Origin of the sequence: Pseudomonas sp. MWU13-2100 (assembly GCF_023242365.1) — a bacterium.
Classification (GTDB): Bacteria; Pseudomonadota; Gammaproteobacteria; order Pseudomonadales; family Pseudomonadaceae; genus Aquipseudomonas.
In genome coordinates, this window is the sequence record NZ_JALLIX010000011.1 from 136,386 (window position 1) to 154,718 (window position 18,333).

Annotated in this window: 19 protein-coding genes and 1 pseudogene; 11 read left to right on the plus strand and 9 right to left on the minus strand. The window is 61.3% G+C overall.

Features of this window, described 5'->3' with window-relative positions; genetic code table 11:
• Positions 1 to 6: 6 nt before the first annotated feature.
• From M5B99_RS10490 to M5B99_RS10510, 5 genes are all read right to left on the minus strand, one after another.
• On the minus strand, positions 7 to 1,227 hold the full coding sequence (locus M5B99_RS10490) for an electron transfer flavoprotein subunit alpha/FixB family protein (protein ID WP_248803960.1): 1,221 nt from the start codon (positions 1,225 to 1,227) through the stop codon (positions 7 to 9).
• Positions 1,227 to 3,170 carry a dimethylglycine demethylation protein DgcB gene (gene dgcB, locus M5B99_RS10495; RefSeq protein WP_248803961.1) on the minus strand — a complete coding sequence of 648 codons (1,944 nt, stop codon included), beginning with the start codon at positions 3,168 to 3,170 and terminating at the stop codon, positions 1,227 to 1,229. Before dgcB ends, M5B99_RS10490 begins: the two co-directional genes overlap by 1 nt.
• 275 nt (positions 3,171 to 3,445) lie before the next feature.
• Positions 3,446 to 5,506, minus strand: a complete 2,061-nt coding sequence (gene dgcA, locus M5B99_RS10500) for a dimethylglycine demethylation protein DgcA (protein ID WP_248803962.1) — start codon at positions 5,504 to 5,506, stop codon at positions 3,446 to 3,448.
• Positions 5,507 to 5,521: 15 nt separating this feature from the next.
• Complete coding sequence (locus tag M5B99_RS10505) at positions 5,522 to 6,052, minus strand: DUF5943 domain-containing protein (protein WP_040071353.1); 531 nt, start codon at positions 6,050 to 6,052, stop codon at positions 5,522 to 5,524.
• Between the two features lie 95 nt (positions 6,053 to 6,147).
• Positions 6,148 to 7,125: a dipeptidase gene (locus tag M5B99_RS10510; RefSeq protein ID WP_100942521.1), complete on the minus strand. Its 978-nt coding sequence runs from the start codon at positions 7,123 to 7,125 to the stop codon at positions 6,148 to 6,150.
• Positions 7,126 to 7,394: 269 nt separating this feature from the next.
• On the opposite strand from M5B99_RS10510, the gene M5B99_RS10515 reads away from it, so the two are divergent.
• The 6 genes from M5B99_RS10515 to M5B99_RS10540 all read left to right on the plus strand — a co-directional run bounded on the left by M5B99_RS10515 (position 7,395) and on the right by M5B99_RS10540 (position 10,336).
• Complete coding sequence (locus tag M5B99_RS10515; protein ID WP_248803963.1) at positions 7,395 to 7,796, plus strand: lysozyme inhibitor LprI family protein; 402 nt, start codon at positions 7,395 to 7,397, stop codon at positions 7,794 to 7,796.
• Positions 7,797 to 7,882: 86 nt separating this feature from the next.
• Positions 7,883 to 8,659 (plus strand): DUF4239 domain-containing protein, encoded by a 777-nt coding sequence (locus M5B99_RS10520; protein ID WP_248803964.1) that lies wholly within the window; start codon positions 7,883 to 7,885, stop codon positions 8,657 to 8,659.
• A gap of 69 nt (positions 8,660 to 8,728) precedes the next feature.
• Entirely contained in the window at positions 8,729 to 9,214 is a 486-nt protein-coding gene (locus M5B99_RS10525; protein WP_248803965.1) for a DUF3592 domain-containing protein, read from the plus strand.
• Positions 9,215 to 9,329: 115 nt separating this feature from the next.
• On the plus strand, positions 9,330 to 9,584 hold the full coding sequence (locus M5B99_RS10530; RefSeq protein WP_248803966.1) for a type II toxin-antitoxin system RelE family toxin: 255 nt from the start codon (positions 9,330 to 9,332) through the stop codon (positions 9,582 to 9,584).
• Positions 9,568 to 9,891, plus strand: coding sequence for a helix-turn-helix domain-containing protein (locus tag M5B99_RS10535; protein ID WP_248803967.1), 324 nt, complete (start codon positions 9,568 to 9,570; stop codon positions 9,889 to 9,891). The genes M5B99_RS10530 and M5B99_RS10535 overlap by 17 nt, the downstream gene beginning before the upstream one ends.
• Before the next feature lie 28 nt (positions 9,892 to 9,919).
• Positions 9,920 to 10,336, plus strand: a complete 417-nt coding sequence (locus M5B99_RS10540) for a DUF3010 family protein (protein WP_248803968.1) — start codon at positions 9,920 to 9,922, stop codon at positions 10,334 to 10,336.
• 185 nt (positions 10,337 to 10,521) lie between these two features.
• Here M5B99_RS10540 and M5B99_RS10545 read toward each other — a convergent pair whose 3' ends face one another.
• Positions 10,522 to 11,466, minus strand: coding sequence for a GlxA family transcriptional regulator (locus tag M5B99_RS10545; RefSeq protein WP_248803969.1), 945 nt, complete (start codon positions 11,464 to 11,466; stop codon positions 10,522 to 10,524).
• Positions 11,467 to 11,662: 196 nt separating this feature from the next.
• On the opposite strand from M5B99_RS10545, the gene choX reads away from it, so the two are divergent.
• The 5 genes from choX (at position 11,663) to M5B99_RS10570 (ending at position 16,629) form a co-directional block, all read left to right on the plus strand.
• A complete protein-coding gene (choX, locus tag M5B99_RS10550; RefSeq protein WP_248803970.1) occupies positions 11,663 to 12,607 on the plus strand; it encodes a choline ABC transporter substrate-binding protein in 945 nt (314 codons plus the stop codon).
• A 72-nt stretch (positions 12,608 to 12,679) separates the two neighbouring features.
• The gene (locus M5B99_RS10555) at positions 12,680 to 13,567 is read left to right on the plus strand and encodes a 3-keto-5-aminohexanoate cleavage protein (RefSeq protein ID WP_248803971.1); all 888 of its coding nucleotides are present in this window, start codon (positions 12,680 to 12,682) and stop codon (positions 13,565 to 13,567) included.
• A 259-nt stretch (positions 13,568 to 13,826) separates the two neighbouring features.
• The gene (locus tag M5B99_RS10560) at positions 13,827 to 14,792 is read left to right on the plus strand and encodes an L-carnitine dehydrogenase (protein WP_248803972.1); all 966 of its coding nucleotides are present in this window, start codon (positions 13,827 to 13,829) and stop codon (positions 14,790 to 14,792) included.
• A gap of 172 nt (positions 14,793 to 14,964) precedes the next feature.
• Positions 14,965 to 15,441 (plus strand): thioesterase family protein, encoded by a 477-nt coding sequence (locus M5B99_RS10565; RefSeq protein WP_248803973.1) that lies wholly within the window; start codon positions 14,965 to 14,967, stop codon positions 15,439 to 15,441.
• A gap of 24 nt (positions 15,442 to 15,465) precedes the next feature.
• Complete coding sequence (locus M5B99_RS10570) at positions 15,466 to 16,629, plus strand: gamma-butyrobetaine dioxygenase (RefSeq protein WP_248803974.1); 1,164 nt, start codon at positions 15,466 to 15,468, stop codon at positions 16,627 to 16,629.
• A gap of 203 nt (positions 16,630 to 16,832) precedes the next feature.
• On the opposite strand, the gene M5B99_RS10575 is transcribed toward M5B99_RS10570, so the two are convergent.
• The 3 genes and pseudogenes from M5B99_RS10575 to M5B99_RS10585 form a co-directional block, all read right to left on the minus strand.
• Positions 16,833 to 17,111 (minus strand): hypothetical protein, encoded by a 279-nt coding sequence (locus tag M5B99_RS10575; protein ID WP_248803975.1) that lies wholly within the window; start codon positions 17,109 to 17,111, stop codon positions 16,833 to 16,835.
• A gap of 323 nt (positions 17,112 to 17,434) precedes the next feature.
• Positions 17,435 to 18,037 carry a hypothetical protein gene (locus M5B99_RS10580; RefSeq protein ID WP_248803976.1) on the minus strand — a complete coding sequence of 201 codons (603 nt, stop codon included), beginning with the start codon at positions 18,035 to 18,037 and terminating at the stop codon, positions 17,435 to 17,437.
• Positions 18,034 to 18,333 (minus strand): annotated as a pseudogene (locus M5B99_RS10585) (ATP-binding protein); the annotation flags it as partial. The gene M5B99_RS10580 and the pseudogene M5B99_RS10585, both read right to left, overlap by 4 nt.

Sequence of the window (18,333 nt, forward strand, 5' to 3'; positions counted from 1 at the left end):
CCTACCTTAAGCCGCATCGCGCTTGGCGCCGTTGCGGTATGCCGTCACCGCCGCGATCAGGGCGCGGAAGATCTCACTGCTTTCGCCGATCACCGACAGGTCGGCACGCTTGATCATGTCGCAACCCGGATCGAGGTTGATCGCCACCACCTTGTCGCAGGCACCGATGCCTTGCAGGTGCTGGATCGCCCCGGAAATCCCCACGGCCACGTAGACCCGCGCGGTGACCCAGGTGCCACTGGCGCCGACCTGACGGTCGCGGGACATGAAGCCATCGTCCACCGCCACCCGCGAAGCACCTTCGGTGGCGCCCAGGGCCGCAGCCGTTTCGTGGAACAGCGTCCAGTCCTTGACCCCATTGCCGCCGGAGAAAATAAACTCGGCCTCAGCCATCGGAATCGCCCCCGGGTCTACCGCTACCGCGCCAAGATCCTCGATCCGCGGCAGGCTGCGAGCGATGCTTGTGGATAACTCCACGGGCAAGGCTTCATGCCGGGTTTCGCTGACCGGTTCGGCGCATTCGGCGGCGGCCAGGATCAAGCGCGCCAATGGCCGCGCCAGATCCTGCAGGCCAGCACCGGCGCGACCGATGCACTGCTCGCCCTTGACCTGCCAGACCCGCGTGGCCGGGCGTTCGCCCAGGCTCGCGGCCAAGCGCCGGCCCAGTTCGCCACCACCGCTGCGGCTGTCCGGCAGCAACCAGTGACGCGGATTGAACTGGTTATCCACAGCCCGCAGGCCCTGAACCCGTTGTTCCGGGGAATAACCGCTGAATTCATTGCCGTCGAGCACCAGCAGACGGTCGACGCCGGCGGTTTCGAAGGCTGACTCCTTGTGCTCGCCAAAAACCACGGCCAACACCGCGCCGTCCTTGCCGGCCATCTGATGGGCCAGGCCCAGCAGATCGCGGTCGTGACTGCTCAGGCGACCGCCGACCATGTCCGGCACCACGCTGATATAGAACGCCGGTTGCGGCACCTGATGCAGCGGCAATTGCACTTCGACGCTGGCCGTGCGCTTGCTCGCACCGCCCTGCTGGGCGCCGCTGCGGTCGATGCGCTTGATACCGTTGGGGCCGATAAAACCGACGCCATGGACATTCTTGCGGATAAGGCCATTGGGTCCCATCCAGCTCTGTTGCTGCGGCTGCATGGCCGCGTGCAACGGGTGCAGGCGGTTGCGGGCGATCCACTCGGCGCGAGGGTCGCGGCGGATAATATCGCTCATCAGTGCACCTCCGCGGGTTCACGCTTGGGGGCGGGTTTGCTGGGCGCCGCCTCTTCAAGCAGGGCGTCGGCCACCAACTCGGCCAGGTCCTTGATCAGGGGACGCGGTTCGACCACGCCTTCGAGCATCGCCGTGCATTGCGGGCAACCGACGGCCACCAGTTCGGCACCGGTTTCGCGGATGTCATCCATGCGCATATCGGGAATCCGCTGTTTGCCGGGAATATCGGTGATCGGCGCGCCACCACCGCCGCCGCAGCAACGGGAACGGAAACCGGAACGCTGCATTTCCTTGACCTCGATCCCCAGGGCCCGCAGCACATCACGCGGCGCTTCATACTCGCCGTTGTAGCGACCGAGGTAGCACGGATCGTGATAGGTCACGCTGTTGCCTTTGTGTTGCCCGAGGTTCAAGGCACCGGCACCGATCAGTTCGGCCATATAGGTGCTGTGATGCTGCACCTGATAGTTGCCACCGAAGGCGCCATATTCATTTTTCAGCACATGGAAACTGTGGGGATCGCAGGTGACGATGCGCTTGAAGCTGTACTTGGCCAGGGTCTGGATATTGCGCTTGGCCAATAGCTGGAAGGTCGCCTCGTCGCCCAGGCGCCGGGCCACGTCCCCGCTGTCGCGCTCTTCCAGGCCGAGTACCGCGAAGTCGACCTTGGCCGCCTTCAGCACTTTGACAAAGGCGCGCAAGGTGCGTTGGTTACGCATGTCGAAGGCGCCGTCGCCGACCCAGAACAGCACGTCGGTGGTTTTCTTCTCGCCGAGCAGGTTGAGGTTCAGGTCCGCCGCCCAGTTCATCCGTCCGCCCGGGGCGAAACCGCCGGGGTTGTCGGTGGCAATCAGGTTTTCCAGGACTTCGGCGCCCTTGTTCGGCGTCGCGCCCTTTTCCAAGGTCAGGTGACGGCGCATGTCGACGATGGCATCGACGTGCTCGATCATCATCGGGCACTCCTCGACGCAGGCGCGGCAGGTGGTGCAGGACCACAGGGTCTCGGCGTCCACCAGGCCGTTGACGATCGGCTGATGCGGATTGCCGGAATGCTCGCCGATGGCTTTGCCTGGATACGGGCTGCCGGCAAAATTCGCGTCGGTGCCGCCGGCCAGGCCGACCACCATGTCCTGGATCAGCTTTTTCGGGTTCAACGGCTGGCCGGCGGCGAACGCCGGGCAGGCGGCTTCACATTTACCGCACTGCACGCAGGCATCGAAGCCCAGCAGTTGGTTCCAGGTGAAGTCCTTGGGTTTCTCCACGCCCAGCGGTGCTTTCGGGTCGCTCAGGTCCAGCGGCTTGAGGCCGGTGGAGCGGCCGCCGCCGAAGCGTTCGGCGCGACGGTGCCAGGCCAGGTGCAGGGCGCCGGCGAAGGCGTGCTTCATCGGGCCGCCCCAGGTCATGCCGAAGAACAGCTCCGACACGCCCCACAGTACACCGATGCCGAGGATCACGGCCATGACCCAGCCGCCGAAGTCTTCCGGCAGGATGCCGGCGACCGGCAGGGTCACCAGGAAGAACGACGCCGAGAACGCCAGCAGGCTTTTCGGCAGGCGCATCCACGGGCCTTTCGACAAACGGCTTGGTGGGTTGCGACGGCGCAGATAAACGAAGATCGCGCCGACAAACATCAGCGCCGACATCAGCAGCAAGGCATAGCCGAGGATGCGGTTATGCAGGCCGAAACCGTGCACCAGGATCGCCAGCACGATCGACGCCACCGCGCCGCCGGCCGTGGCGACGTGAGTGTTGGCGATGTATTTGTCCCGCGCCACCACATGGTGCAGGTCGACCATGTAGCGCTTGGGCATGGCAAAGAGGCCGCCGAGCAGATCGACTTTCGCCGGTCGACCGCGACGCCACATGGCTGCCCGCCGCAATGCGCCGAGGACGCCAAGGCCCAGGGCAGCAAACAGCAGGATGGGAAGAAGGGTGTTCAACATGGTGCAGCTCCCAAAGACCTCGGGTCTTGCAAGGGTTCATATGCATGCCGGTGAAAGCGATGCACCTACTTGTGACTAGAGGGGTAGCCCTGCTGCCGTTCAGTTGAGGCCGAACACAGTCCCTGTGGGAGCGGTGCTTGCCCGCGAAGCTTTTAGCGACTTCAAGGGCCTCTTCGCGAGCAAGCTCTGCTCCCACAGTTACACGGCGTTTTCGGTATCTCATTTCCCCAACTGATGAGCTTGCCCCCTTGCCACAGGTGATGGTGGTGATGCCGTTAGAAATCCTTGCACAGACGCAACGCGTCATAGATCGCCGCGTGCGTGTTGCGCTGGGCCACACAGTCGCCGATGCGGAACAGCAAGTAGCCATCACCCGACTCGCTCAGCGAAGGTTGCGGCTTGATCGCGAACAGGGCTTCGACATCGATCTGGCCCTTGTTGCGCGAACCTTCCTTGAGCCCGTAGTAGATTTCCTCATCCGGACGCACGCCGTTCTCCACCACCACCTGGTCGACCACCCGCTCTTCCTTGGCACCGGTGTATTCGTTCTCCAGCACCGCCACCAGCTTGTCGCCCTCGCGATAGACCTTTTCCAGCATCATGTCGCCGGTCATGATCACTTCTTTCGGGTACATGCTGCGGTAGTAGGTCGGGAACGACGTACCGCCAATCGCCACGCCCGGCTTGATATCGTCGGTGACGATTTCCACCTGGCTGCCCTTGTCGGCGAGGAAGTCGGCCACCGACATACCGGTGAACTCGCAGATGGTGTCGTAGACCAGCACGTTCTTGCCCGGTGCGACCTTGCCATCGAGCACGTCCCAGCTGCTGACCACCAGCCCTTCGGCGGCGCCCCAGTGTTCGTTCTGTTCCAGGTACGGATGCCCGCCGACGGCCAGCACCACGATATCCGGACGCAGGTCGAGGATAGTCGCCGCGTCAGCGGCGGTGCCCAGGCGCAAGTCGACCTTCAGGCGTGCCAGCTCCAGCTGGAACCAGCGGGTGATACCGGCGATCTGGTCACGCTGCGGCGCTTTCGAAGCCGTGGTGATCTGCCCACCGATGGCATCTTTCTTCTCGAACAAGGTCACATCGTGCCCGCGTTCGGCGGCCACGCGAGCGGCTTCCATCCCGGCAGGACCGGCACCGACGATCACCACCTTGCGCTTGACCCCGGTGGTTTTCTCGATGATGTGCGGCACGCCCATGTATTCACGGGAGGTCGCGGCGTTCTGGATGCAGAGGACGTCCAGGCCCTGGTACTGGCGGTCGATGCAGTAGTTGGCACCGACGCATTGCTTGATCTGGTCGATCTGGCCCATCTTGATCTTGGCGATCAAGTGCGGGTCGGCGATATGCGCGCGGGTCATGCCGACCATATCGACATAACCGCCTTCAAGGATGCGGGTAGCCTGGTTCGGGTCCTTGATGTTCTGCGCGTGCAGCACCGGAACCTTGACCACTTCCTTGATCCCGGCCGCCAGGTGCAGGAACGGCTCCGGCGGGAAGCTCATGTTCGGAATCACGTTGGCCAGGGTGTTGTGGGTGTCGCAACCCGAGCCGACCACGCCAAGGAAGTCGAGCATGCCGGTGTCGTCGTAGTACTTGGCAATCTGCTTCATGTCCTCGTGGGACAGGCCATCCGGGTGGAATTCGTCACCGCAGATGCGCATGCCGACACAGAAGTCGTCGCCGACTTCCTTGCGCACGGCCTTGAGCACTTCCAGGCCGAACTTCATCCGGCCTTCGAAGGTACCGCCCCATTCGTCGGTGCGCTTGTTGACCCGCGGGCTCCAGAACTGGTCGATCATGTGCTGGTGCACGGCAGACAGTTCGACGCCGTCCAGGCCGCCTTCCTTGGCCCGGCGCGCGGCCTGGGCGTAGTTGCCGATCACCCGCCAGATTTCCTCCGGCTCGATGGTCTTGCAGGTGGCGCGGTGCACCGGCTCACGCACGCCCGAGGGCGACATCAGGGTCGGCCAGTTGAAGCCGTCCCAGCGCGAGCGACGGCCCATGTGGGTAATCTGGATCATGATCTTGGCGCCATGCTTGTGCATGGCGTCGGCCAGGTTCTGGAAGTGCGGGATGATGCGGTCGGTGGACAGGTTCACCGAGCTCCACCATTCCTGCGGGCTGTCGATCGCCACCACGGACGAACCGCCGCAGATCGCCAGGCCGATGCCACCCTTGGCCTTCTCTTCGTAATAACGGATATAACGCTCGGTGGTCATCCCGCCGTCGGTGGCATAGACCTCGGCGTGGGCGGTACTGAGCACACGGTTGCGGATGGTCAGTTTGCCGATCTGGATCGGCTGGAACATAGCTTCGAAAGCCATAATGCGATCCTCGACTTACAACGGCTTGACAGTGAACAGGCCATCGTCGTGACCTTCTTCGGAACCACCGTAGACCTGCTCGGCAACGGTGCGGATCGCGCTGCCACGGGCGGCCAGGATCTGGTCCATGGCGCCGGCGAACCAGCCGGTGAACATATAGTCGACCTTGCGCCCGACCTTGCCGTAGACGTAGACGAACGCCGAGTGCTCGAGCTTGACGCTGGCGGTGCCTTTGTCGAGGTCGATGTCCTGGATCTTGAACAGGCCCCAGCCGCGTTGCGACAGGCGCTTCATGTAGTGCTCGAACACCGCGACACCTTCCAGGCCATGGCATTCGGCTTCTTTTTCACACCAGTGCCAGGCGGACTTGTAGCCGGCCTTGTAGAGGATCTCGGCGTAGGCCTCGGCGCCCAGGACTTCTTCGATGCCCATGTGGTTGTTGACGAAGAAGTGCCGTGGCACGTAGAGCATCGGCAGGGCGTCGGAAGTCCAGACACCGGTTTCGCTGTCGACTTCGATAGGCAGTTGTGGGGCGATTTTAGCCATGGGTAACACTCCAGAATTCGTTGATCGCGGCTGGCCGCTTACACCCTGCGCGATCGGCGCGCAGGGTGTGTGTCAGTAGGGAAAAGACCGCGGCGTTATTCGCCCCACACGTCCTTGAGGACGGTGACCCAGTTTTCGCCCATGATCTTGCGCACCACGCGCTCAGGGTGACCGCGCTTGAGCAGGGTCTCGGTGAGGTTCGGGAACTCGCCCACGGTGCGGATGCCCAGCGGGTTGATGATCTTGCCGAAGCTGGTCAGGCGACGGGCATAGCCCTTGTCGTGGGTCAGATATTCGAAGAAATCCTGGCCATGGCCCTGGGTAAAGTCGGTACCGATGCCGATGGCGTCTTCGCCGACGATATTCATCACGTACTCGATGGCCTCGGCATAGTCGTCGATGGTCGAATCGATGCCCTTGGCCAGGAACGGCGCGAACATGGTCACGCCGACAAAACCACCATGGTCGGCAATGAACTTCAGTTCGGCATCGGACTTGTTGCGCGGATGCTCTTTCAGACCCGAAGGCAGGCAGTGGGAGTAGGTCACCGGCTTCTTCGATTCGAGGATGACTTCTTCACTGGTCTTGGAACCGACGTGGGACAGGTCGCACATGATCCCGACCCGGTTCATCTCGGCGACGATCTCGCGACCGAAGCCCGACAGGCCGCCGTCACGCTCGTAGCAGCCGGTGCCCACCAGGTTCTGGGTGTTGTAGCACATCTGCACGATACCGACGCCCAACTGCTTGAAGATCTCGACATAGCCGATCTGGTCTTCGAAGGCGTGGGCATTCTGGAAGCCGAAGAGGATCCCGGTCTTGCCCAGTTCCTTGGCCTTGCGAATGTCGGCGGTGGTGCGCACCGGCATCACCAGGTCGCTGTTCTCGCGGATCAGCTTCTGGCTCGAGGCGATGCTGTTGACGGTGGCCTGGAAGCCCTCCCACACCGACACGGTGCAGTTGGCGGCGGTCAAACCACCTTTGCGCATGTCCTCGAACAGTTCGCGGTTCCACTTGGCAATGATCAGCCCGTCGATAACGATGCTGTCGGCGTGCAGTTCGGCTGGGCTCATCAGGCTGTCCCCTATTGGCGATTCACGCGCCGAATCGTCTGCCGGCGCTTTGGGATCAGCATATGCCCAGGGGACCGTGGAGCCGGGTGCAAAAACGACAGGGGAATTGCCGAAAGCGTCAATCCGCGACAAAGGGGTGTTGCCGCGCGGAATTCCGGGCCGTAGGTTTAAGTACTTGTCCATGTACGACTATTCTTTGACGCGGGCTTGAGACAGAATTGCCCTCCATCGCTCTGCCACCTCTTTTGATCAAGGATCGGGACGCCGCAATGAAATCGATTTTCCTGGCTTTGGCGCTTGTCAGCCTGGGTGCCCACGCGGCCGAAAACGCGGACAGCTCGCCCTGCGACGCGGTCGAAAACGACCAGCAGACCCTGGAGTGCGCCACCTACAGCAAGAATACCGCCGAGCAATTGCTCAAGGAAAACTTCGAGGCGCTGCTGGAGCGGGTCAAGTCGCAATTTGCCAATGACAAGGCGCAAGTGGCCGACATCAGCGGCAAGCTGCAGACCGCCCAACAGCTCTGGATCAAGTCGCGGGACGCCGATTGCGCCATCGCGCCGCTGCCGGCCAAGCCCGGGACCAAGGCGTTCACCATCGACCAGTACGACTGCATCGCGAGCAAGAGCGACGAACGGTCGGAGTTTCTTGAGTCGATCGCCCAGGAATAACCTGGGACGCCTGACTACACTGCATCAAGTCCCGTCCTGAATTGGCTGTACAGGCGAGTCATCGACGATCATCACAGGATTTTCGCATGCGCTCACTTTCAGCCATTCCGTGGTATGCCTTGGCGATTTTCGTCGCCATTGTGCTGTTTATCGAAATTGGCCGCCGGATCGGTGCCCGCCACCTGGCCCTCGACCCCGAGGGCGCGCGGACCGGGATCGGCGCCATCGAAGGTGCGGTCTTCGGCCTGCTGGCCCTGTTGATCGCCTTTACTTTTTCCGGCGCGGCCACCCGACTGGACATCCGCCGCAACCTGATCGTCGAAGAAACCAACGCCATGGGCACCGCCTGGTTGCGCCTGGACCTGATGCCGCCGGCCAGTCAACCGGCCTTGCACCAGGTGTTTCGCGACTATGTCGACGCGCGCATTGCCTACTATCGCGACCTTAACGAAATCGATCTTTCCCGCCACGACAACCAGCGGGCCAACGCTTTGCAACTTGAGCTCTGGAAACAGACGGTTGCCGCGCTGCCGCAGATGCCGACACCGACGCTGGGCGCCAATCTGCTGCAGGCGCTCAACCAGATGATCGATATCACCACCACCCGCGCCGTGGCGTCGGAGACTCACCCGCCGCTGGTCATCTACCTGATGTTGATCGCCCTGACCCAGATCAGCGCCCTGTTCATCGGCTATGGCATGGCCGGCACGGCTACCCGCAACTGGCTGCACAGCCTGGGTTATGCGCTGGTAATGGTCTGCGTGCTGTATGTGATCCTGGATTTCGAGTTTCCGCGCTTGGGCATTATCCGTGTCGATTACGTCGACCAGATCATGCTCGATCTGCGTAAAACCATGGACTGATACACCCGGCACGAGCCGCAGGCAGCGACTAGACTGGGAAATGAACTCACTCATTCAAAAGGAACTTGAATGTACTCTCCTCGAGAAACCGAACGGGACTACCTCTTTACCCGAGGCGTCCTGCTGCTTTTCCTGATCTTCCTGGCCTTTGGCATGGCGGCATTGTCCAAGAGCGGCGGGCTGCTGTATGCCGCCATCAAGGCGGCGCCACGGGAAGTGACCGGCACCATCACCCAGGTCATCAATACCCGCAAACCGGCCTCCCCGACGGATATCTACTACGCCTTCGACTACGAACTGGGCCACCGAGGCCAGGGCACTCTTTCGCTGAACGCGATGGTGGCGAACCCGACATACCAGATCGGCGATCCGGTGCAGATCGTCTACTCCGACTGGTTTCCGAGCTTTCACAGCCTGAAGAGCGAGTTCAGCTTCAAACGCGCGGATTTCTACATTTTCAGCGCCAGTGTGAGCCTGATCGCGCTGTGTCTCTGCCTGCTGTGCTGGAATTACCGGCAGATGGCCAGGTTTCGTGAGGAGAGTGTCTATTACTGATTGGCCTCTGAATAGCTTGGCCCGCCGACGTAACATCAGGACAATGTTCAGGCGTTGTCCTGCGGGAAGATATAAGTAAGCATTCGCAATTCTTATAAAAGACTTATATCATCCCGTGAATACGATTTTCTGGACCCGAAAGGCGGCCAAGCAACTTCTGAGCTTGCATTCCCGGGATCAGGTTCACATTCGCGATTCAGCGACCATCCTTAGCGACATGCCGGACCTCAGCAACGTCAAGGCGCTGAGTCAGCATGACTATGGCTACCGTATGCGAGTCGGTCGCTACAGGATTCTGTTCGATTGGGAAGGGACGATCAAAGTAGTCAGTATTCAAGAGGTAAAGAAGCGCGATGAACGTACCTACTGAAATCCAGATCATCAACGGTGCCGACGGGCGGCCGGCGTTCGTCGTCATCCCTTATGCGCAATACGTGGCGCAGCAGATAGAAGCCGACTTGATTCCCCACGAAGTCGTCAGCCGCATCGTCGATGGCGCCACTCCCATTCGCGCGTGGCGTGAGCATCTGGACCTGACGCAGGATGAAGTGGCCAAGCGCCTGGGGATTTCCCAACCGGCCTATGCCCAGCAGGAGTCCGTGAACAAGCCCCGCAAGGCGACCCGCGAGAAAATTGCCGCGGCCTTCGGCATCAAAGCCGACCAACTGGAACTCTAAGCCTTTCCTCTTTTTTCCAAGGACTCCAATGACCCTCTGCGGCATCGAAATCAAAGGCAGCGAAGCCATCTTCGCCATCGCCACCTTGCAGGGCAGCGCCCTTGCGCATGTGGCCGTCGCCATCAAGAAAATTGCCCTGGACGAGGATGATGAAGCGGCCAACGTCAAAGCCTTCGCCGCCCAGGTCAAGGCGTTCGTCCAGGACGCGGGCATCGAGCGGATTACCATCAAGAAGCGCAGCAAGAAAGGCGAATTTGCTGGTGGGCCGACCACCTTCAAGATCGAAGGGATTTTCCAGTTGCTGGAAAACTGCGAGGTGACGCTGCTGTCGCCACAGACCATTAACGCGCAGAACAAGAAGTTCGACTTCGCCCTGCCGGCCACATTGAACAAATATCAGCATGAGGCCTATAAAACGGCCTGTGCGGCGCTGATGAAAAAGTAAGCAGACTTGAACCCATTTCCAAGGCACCGCGAACACTGTGGGAGCTGGCTTGCCGGCGATAGCGGTGGTGAATGTAACATCGCAATCGCCGGCAAGCCGGCTCCCACAACGACAGCGTTCAGCCTTCCTATCCTGTTTCGCCGAAGCGCCACCCAGGCCGCACACGCCAATGCAACAGCCAGCTCCTACGCCTTGATCCCGCGCCGATCCTCCCGCGGACACTGGGCAAATCGCGCCCGGTAGCTGCGGGTGAAATACGACGGCGACTCGAACCCGCTGGCGATGCTCACCTCCAGCACGCTCATGTCCGTCTGGCGCAACAACTGCCGTGCCTTCTCCAGCCGCAAGCCCAGGTAGAAATTGCTCGGTGTGTCCTTGAGGTACAGGCGAAACAGCCGCTCCAACTGACGCCGCGTGACCTTGATCGACTCCGCCAGTTCCAGCGTGCTCAACGGCGGCTCCATGTGCTGCTCCATCTCGCCGACCACGTGCACCAGCTTCTTGTTACTGATGCCATAACGCGTGGCGATCTGCATGCGCTGGTGGTCCTTGCGCGGGCGGATGCGCCCCAGCACGAACTGCTCGGAGACCTGGATCGCCAGTTCCGGACCGTGGGCCTGGCCGATCAGGTCGAGCATCATGTCGATGGACGCAGTGCCGCCGGCGCAGGTGATCCTCCGGCGATCAATCTCGAACAGCTCCTGGGTCACTTCCAGCTGTGGATAAGATTCCTTGAAGGCCTCCAGCGCTTCCCAGTGCAGGGTCACGCGATGCCCTTCCAACAAGGCGGCCTCAGCCAGCACCACGCTGCCGGTGTCAATACCACCGAGGGTCACGCCTTCATGATCGAGGCGCCGCAACCAATGCGCCAGCGTCGGAGTGACGAACTTCAGCGGCTCGAAACCCGCCACCACCAACAGCGTGGTGCCCTTCTTCAACGGCTCCAGCGCCGCATCGGCGTTGACCGACATGCCATTACTCGCCAGCACCGCCCCGCCATCGGCACTCAACACGTGCCAACGATACAACTCGCCGCGAAAGCGATTGGCCACCCGCAAGGGCTCGATCGCCGAGATAAAGCCCATCGCCGAAAAACCCGGCATCAACAAAAAGTAGAAATCCTGGGACATGGAACGCGCTCGCAAGACGGGTAGCGTTCCCGACGTGATACGCCAGTTGCACGGCGGCCACAAGAGCACAGGTCGCTGCTGTGCAAGAGTCGGTCGCCGCTGTGCGTTTTCAGCAAGGCCCGGCTGCGTAACGTGGCATCACCGGCGCACGAAAGACGCCGGAACCGACAATAAACGACCTGCCGAGGAAACCATCATGAAACGACTGATCAGCCGCTGTGCGCTCGCACTCACCGGTACCGCGCTCCTGAGCACAGGGGTCATGGCCGCGGAGCAAGCCTCCTGCCAGAACGTTCGCCTCGGTGTGGTCAACTGGACCGATGTCATGGCCACCAGCGCCATGACCCAGGTACTGCTCGATGGCCTGGGCTACCAGGTCAAGCAGACCAGCGCGTCCCAGCAGATCATCTTCGCCGGCATCCGCGACCAGCGCCTGGACATGTTCCTCGGCTACTGGAACCCGCTGATGACCCAGACCATCACCCCGTTCGTCGACGCCAAGCAGGTCAAGGTCCTGGCCGAACCGAGCCTCAAGGATGCCCGTGCCACCCTGGCCGTGCCCACCTACCTGGCCGACAAGGGCCTGAAGACCTTCGCCGACATCGCCAAGTTCGAGAAAGAGCTGGGCGGCAAGATCTACGGCATTGAACCCGGCTCGGGCGCCAACACCCAGATCAAGGAAATGATCGCCAAGAACCAGTTCGGCCTGGGCAAATTCCAACTGGTGGAGTCCAGTGAGGCCGCCATGCTCTCGGCGGTGGATCGCGCCGTGCGCCGCAAGGAAGCCGTGGTGTTCTTCGGCTGGGCGCCGCACCCGATGAACGTCAACGTGCAGATGACCTACCTCACCGGCAGCGAAAACGCCCTGGGCCCGAACGAAGGCATGGCCACCGTCTGGACCGTCACCGCGCCGAGCTACGCCGAACAATGCCCGAACGTCAACAAACTGCTGACCAATCTGACCTTCAGCGCCGCCGACGAGAGCCGCATGATGCAACCGCTGCTCGAGCACAAGGATGCGCTCGAATCGGCCAAACAGTGGCTCAAGGATCACCCACAGGACAAAGCCCGCTGGCTGGAAGGTGTGACCACCTTCGATGGCAAGCCAGCCGCTGAAAACCTGCAATTGACCAGTCAATAAACCACCGTAAATCGCAGCCGCAGCCGTCTCTGGCTGCGGTGTGAACCACCACGCCTGTAAGGAACCCGCACCATGAACCACGACGTCATCATCACCTGCGCACTCACCGGTGCTGGCGACACGACCGGCAGAAGCCCCCACGTTCCGGTCACGCCCAAACAGATCGCCGCGGCCGCCGTGGAAGCGGCCAAGGCCGGCGCCACCGTGGTGCATTGCCACGTGCGCAATCCCGAGACCGGCAAGTTCAGTCGCGATGTGGCGCTGTATCGCGAAGTGATGGAGCGTATCCGCGAAGCGGACGTGGACATCATCGTCAACCTCACCGCCGGCATGGGTGGCGACCTGGAAATCGGTGCCGGCGAAACCCCGATGGAGTTCGGCCCGAACACTGACCTGGTAGGTCCGTTGACCCGTCTGGCCCACGTCGAGGCCTTGCTGCCGGAAATCTGCACCCTGGACTGCGGCACCCTGAATTTCGGCGACGGCGACACCATCTATGTCTCCACCCCGGCGCAACTGCGCGCTGGCGCCAAGCGCATTCAAGAGCTGGGCGTGAAAGCCGAGCTGGAAATCTTCGACACCGGCCACCTGTGGTTTGCCAAGCAGCTGATCAAGGAAGGCCTGCTGGACGATCCGTTGTTCCAACTGTGCCTGGGCATCCCATGGGGCGCTCCGGCGGACACCACCACCATGAAGGCCATGGTCGACAACCTGCCGGCGGGCGCGGTCTGGGCCGGTTTCGGTATCGGCCGCATGCAGATGCCCATGGCCGCGCAAGCGGTGCTGCTGGGCGGCAACGTGCGAGTCGGCCTGGAAGACAACCTGTGGCTCGACAAGGGCGTGCTGGCGACCAACGGCCAACTGGTCGAGCGCGCCGCGCAAATCCTCAGCCGCCTGGGTGCCCGCGTCCTGACCCCGGCCGAAGGCCGGGTGAAGATGGGCCTGACCAAGCGCGGTTGATCGATACATTGGCGGACCTTTGGGAACGGGCTCGTCCGCGACTTTTTGGCGACCTCAGAGGCCTCTTCGCGGGCAAGCTCCGCTCCCACAAAGTGTCGACCGGGCCCAGAAGATGCTGACGACTCGGACCTTGTGGGTGCGGCACTTTTCGGATCGCCGCACCGCCACGAAGACGGCGGTACAGGCACAGCCGCTTACACGGCGTGCATTTAAACATCGAGCTGCCCACCTCAAACCGATATTTTTGCAGGAATTTGCCATGAGCTTTATCACCGAAATCAAAACCTTCGCCGCCCTGGGCAGCGGTGTCATCGGCAGCGGCTGGGTCTCCCGCGCCCTCGCCCACGGCCTTGATGTGATCGCCTGGGACCCGGCGCCCGGCGCCGAAGCGGCCCTGCGCAAGCGCGTCGCCAATGCCTGGGGAGCCCTGGAGAAACAGGGCCTGGCGCCGGGTGCTTCGCAAGAGCGCCTGCGCTTTGTCGCGACCATCGAAGAGTGCGTGAAAGACGCCGACTTCATCCAGGAAAGCGCCCCGGAACGCCTGGAGCTGAAACTCGAGCTGCACGGCAAGATCAGCGCCGCGGCCAAGCCCAATGCCCTGATCGGTTCCAGCACCTCGGGCCTGTTGCCCAGCGAATTCTACGAAGGCGCCAGCCATCCGGAGCGCTGCGTGGTCGGCCACCCGTTCAACCCGGTGTACCTGCTGCCACTGGTGGAAGTGGTCGGCGGCAAGAACACCGCGCCGGAAGCCGTGCAAGCCGCGATGAAGGTTTATGAATCCCTTGGCATGCGCCCATTGCATGTGCGCAAGGAAGTGCCGGGGTTTATCGCCGACCGTCTGTTGGAAGCGCTGTGGCGCGAGGCCCTGCACCTGGTCAACGACGGCGTCGCCACCACCGGCGAAATCGACGATGCGATCCGCTTTGGCGCCGGTCTGCGCTGGTCGTTCATGGGCACCTTCCTGACCTACACCCTGGCCGGGGGCGACGCCGGTATGCGTCACTTCATGGCCCAGTTTGGTCCGGCCCTGCAATTGCCGTGGACCTACCTGCCGGCACCGGAACTGACCGACAAGCTGATCGACGATGTGGTTGACGGCACCCGCGAGCAGTTGGGCAAACACAGCATTTCGGCCCTGGAACGCTATCGTGACGACTGCCTGCTGGCGGTGCTGGATGCGGTGAAAACCACCAAGGCCAAGCATGGCATGAGTTTCAGCGAGTAAGTTTATCGGTGTCCGGGCGGGCCCCTTCGCGGGCAAGCTCCGCTCCCACAAGGTCAGATGTCGTACACAACAATAAGTGCCCGACACAAACCCTGTGGGAGCGGAGCTTGCCCGCGAAGACGGCCGCCCAAGTACAACACCTCTGCGATCAGCCCACTTCAGGGAGCCCTGCATGCCCACCCTCACCACCTACACCACCGAAGTCATCCCGGACTGGGTCGACTACAACGGCCATCTGCGCGATGCCTTCTACCTGCTGATCTTCAGCTACGCCACCGACGCCCTGATGCTGCGCCTGGGCATGGACAGCGACAACCGCGAAGCCACCGGCAGCTCGTTGTTCACCCTCGAACTGCACCTCAACTACCTGCACGAAGTAAAGCTCGGCGCCCAGGTCGAAGTGCACACCCAGATCATCGGCCACGACGCCAAGCGCCTGCACCTCTACCACAGCCTGCACCTGGTAGGCGGCGACAAGGAGCTGGCCGGCAACGAACAGATGCTGCTCCACGTCGACCTCGCCGGCCCGCGCTCGGCCCCCTTCAGCGATGCCGTGCTGGAAAAGCTGCAAGCCATCGTCGAAGACCAGAGCGACCTGCCCCCCCCCGGATACATCGGTCGCGTCATTGGATTGCCCGCGAAGAAATAACAATCCCCCGAAAAGGAGCTCACCGTGAACAGCGCCGCCGCGTTTGCCGATTTCCGCAGTTACCCGCTGATCAGTGCCCTGACCGCCGCGCATCCGCTGGCGGATCGCATCGAGGTGTACTGGGCGGACGGCCGTATCAGCCCGTACCATCACCTGTGGCTACGGGACAACTGCCCATGCCCGCAGTGCGTGTACACGGTGACTCGGGAACAGGTGCTGGAAATCGTCGATGTGCCTGAGGACCTGGCGCCGGCCGCCATCCGCATCGACAACGGCGGCTGCCTATGCATCGACTGGCAGGACGGCCACGCCAGCCGTTTCGACCCGGGCTGGCTGCGGGCGCATGCCTATGACGACGCGTCGCGTGCCGAACGCCAGGCCGGCAAACCGAAAAGCCGGTTGTGGAGCAGTAGCCTGGAGCTGCCGGTGTTCGAGTTCGCCGCCCTCAAGGAGGATCCGAAAACCCTGCTGCACTGGTTATTGGCCTTGCGCGATACCGGCCTGACCCAAGTTCGGGGCGTACCGACCGAACCAGGCTCGCTGACCGAGGTGGCGAGGCTGATCTCATTTATCCGCCAGACCAACTTCGGCGTGTTGTTCAACGTGCAATCCAAGGCCGACGCCGACAGCAACGCCTACACCGCCTTCAACCTGCCGCTGCACAGCGACCTGCCGACCCGCGAGCTGCAACCGGGCCTGCAATTCCTGCATTGCCTGGTCAATGACGCAGAGGGTGGCGAGAGCATTTTCGTCGATGGCTTTGCCATTGCCGCCGCGCTGCGCCGGGAAGACCCGTCGGCGTTCCGTGTCCTGAGCGAAATCCCGGTGGAGTTCCGCAACAAGGACCGGCACAGCGACTACCGCTGCCTGGCGCCGGTTATCGCACTGGACAGTAGCGGGCAGGTCAGCGAGATCCGCATGGCCAACTTCCTGCGCGGCCCGTTCGAGGCATCGGTGGAACAGATGCCGGTGCTGTATGGCGCCTATCGACGCTTTATCGCCATGACCCGCGAAGCGCGTTTCCGCGTGATGCAACGGCTCAACCCGGGCGAACTGTGGTGCTTCGACAACCGCCGCACGCTGCACGCGCGCAATGCCTTCGACCCGGCCACTGGGCCCCGGCATTTCCAGGGCTGCTATATCGACCGGGATGAGTTGTTGTCGCGGATATTGGTGTTGCAGCGTTGAGGCCAGGGCGAACTGACACTACACATTCCCAGGCTCGCTGCGATCTGTAGGAGCTTGGCTTGCCAGCGAAGCTTTTGGCGACCTTTAGGGCCTCGTCGCGGGCAAGCCCTGCTCCTACAGTTTTGCAGTGTGCATAGAATTAGCGTACGACACAAAACCTGTGGGAGCGGAGCTTGCCCGCGAAGAACGATAACGCGGTCTGCCTATTGAACCCGATCCAGCGGTTTCATTACTCGCTGCTCCACCACTTCCAGCACCTCGCAACCATCATCGAGCAATGTGTACATCACCTCCAGCACATGCCGGAAGTCCTGCTCATCCAGATTATTGATCGTGGCACAGGTCAAGGTTTGTGAAAGATCGCGGGCACCACGCAGTCGGCGACTGGCGAATGCACACAGGTCACGCAATGGTGCATCAGGGTTGAAGAACAGGACTGGGGTTTCGGTGGTGTTGGATTGAAATGCAATGTAACTAGCCATGTGTGAGTCCTTCTCATTGAAAGGCCGCCGCCATCAGCCGCGATGCTGATGGGTGGCAGCCGTGCAAGGGTTCGCGGACCGGACACATAGCAAACCGGCACACCCGAAGGTGTCCCTCACACAGCCGCCATAACACGGATACAGGGCAGCGAAACGCCATCGATTCGATGGTGCCTGTGAGGCTACATGTTTGGACCGCGACGTCCAATCATTGAATTGCCAATGACAAGGCGGACTATAGAGATGCTGCGCAGTCATGCGCAAGCAGACCTGCGGGCTGGATGTTTGAGCAAATGCTTCAAGGGCGAACGAGGTGAGTCCGACTACAGATCGACATCTTTCCGAGCTGCTTCAATGGCCTGTTTTTTTTGGACAGCCGCTGCAACAAGTGGAGCTTTCTTGCGTAACCCCTCCAGCGTCAACTCTTTTTCCTCGTACATCCTCAGCCATTCTCGACGATTACGAACCAGTCTCTCATCATCACGAATGGGAAGATCACGCAGTGTTTTCTCGGCAAGCTCACGAAACTCATCAGGAATGGCGTTTGTTATCGCCAACTGCAACGAAGGCAGTAAAATCTCAAACCACCCCTCCGCAACATGAAAAGGGTCGAGTAGGTCAGCAGCTTCTTTTTTCTTTTTTGAACTGTTTATCCAACCATCGACATAGCGATAGTTACCCCACTCATAAGCTAAATTAATGTCTTCATCACAACTGACGAAATGATCGATAGTCCCACTTGAAATCCACATGGCGCCAAATGCACACCGGTTCTCAAAGCCTCTAGCAAGGTCCAGTCGAAATTCGGACCAGTCATCCGCCGGTCTCTTGCCCTCCGGGTGTTTCTTTAACCAATTCGTTCCTTTTTTTCGACACCTATCGTCAAATTTTTCAGGTTCAGCAATTGGGTTAGGAACGGGGATCACGTCCGCTCTCCCTTACTCTTCTCGACGCCTCTTTCGACTGACACAATCCACCGCGGCCAGAAATGATCCGCCCCTGGCAGAAGGCGAGTCAGTTCTTTATGTATTTTTTTCTCGGTATCGAGGTCCTCTGGTAAGCCGACTCTTTCATCACGCATCCAGGCTTCGGCAGCTTCTATTGCTCGCTCAGCCGCAACGGATCGAGCTTGTTGCAACCCGAATGCATCTGAAACCAACCAATTAACAACATCCCCCTGTTTGGTCCAGACCTCCTGAACGACACGTGCCTCTCCGTCGTC

Excerpts from the sequence above, each read along its gene's own strand:
- M5B99_RS10515 (WP_248803963.1), top strand. The coding sequence starts at position 7,395 with ATGAAATCGATTTTCCTGGCTTTGGCGCTTGTCAGCCTGGGTGCCCAC.
- M5B99_RS10510 (WP_100942521.1), bottom strand. The coding sequence starts at position 7,125 with ATGAGCCCAGCCGAACTGCACGCCGACAGCATCGTTATCGACGGGCTG.
- M5B99_RS10565 (WP_248803973.1), top strand. The coding sequence starts at position 14,965 with ATGCCCACCCTCACCACCTACACCACCGAAGTCATCCCGGACTGGGTC.
- M5B99_RS10490 (WP_248803960.1), bottom strand. The coding sequence starts at position 1,227 with ATGAGCGATATTATCCGCCGCGACCCTCGCGCCGAGTGGATCGCCCGC.
- M5B99_RS10520 (WP_248803964.1), top strand. The coding sequence starts at position 7,883 with ATGCGCTCACTTTCAGCCATTCCGTGGTATGCCTTGGCGATTTTCGTC.
- choX (WP_248803970.1), top strand. The coding sequence starts at position 11,663 with ATGAAACGACTGATCAGCCGCTGTGCGCTCGCACTCACCGGTACCGCG.
- M5B99_RS10505 (WP_040071353.1), bottom strand. The coding sequence starts at position 6,052 with ATGGCTAAAATCGCCCCACAACTGCCTATCGAAGTCGACAGCGAAACC.
- M5B99_RS10535 (WP_248803967.1), top strand. The coding sequence starts at position 9,568 with ATGAACGTACCTACTGAAATCCAGATCATCAACGGTGCCGACGGGCGG.
- M5B99_RS10545 (WP_248803969.1), bottom strand. The coding sequence starts at position 11,466 with ATGTCCCAGGATTTCTACTTTTTGTTGATGCCGGGTTTTTCGGCGATG.
- M5B99_RS10540 (WP_248803968.1), top strand. The coding sequence starts at position 9,920 with ATGACCCTCTGCGGCATCGAAATCAAAGGCAGCGAAGCCATCTTCGCC.
- dgcA (WP_248803962.1), bottom strand. The coding sequence starts at position 5,506 with ATGGCTTTCGAAGCTATGTTCCAGCCGATCCAGATCGGCAAACTGACC.
- M5B99_RS10525 (WP_248803965.1), top strand. The coding sequence starts at position 8,729 with ATGTACTCTCCTCGAGAAACCGAACGGGACTACCTCTTTACCCGAGGC.
- M5B99_RS10555 (WP_248803971.1), top strand. The coding sequence starts at position 12,680 with ATGAACCACGACGTCATCATCACCTGCGCACTCACCGGTGCTGGCGAC.
- dgcB (WP_248803961.1), bottom strand. The coding sequence starts at position 3,170 with ATGTTGAACACCCTTCTTCCCATCCTGCTGTTTGCTGCCCTGGGCCTT.
- M5B99_RS10560 (WP_248803972.1), top strand. The coding sequence starts at position 13,827 with ATGAGCTTTATCACCGAAATCAAAACCTTCGCCGCCCTGGGCAGCGGT.
- M5B99_RS10575 (WP_248803975.1), bottom strand. The coding sequence starts at position 17,111 with ATGGCTAGTTACATTGCATTTCAATCCAACACCACCGAAACCCCAGTC.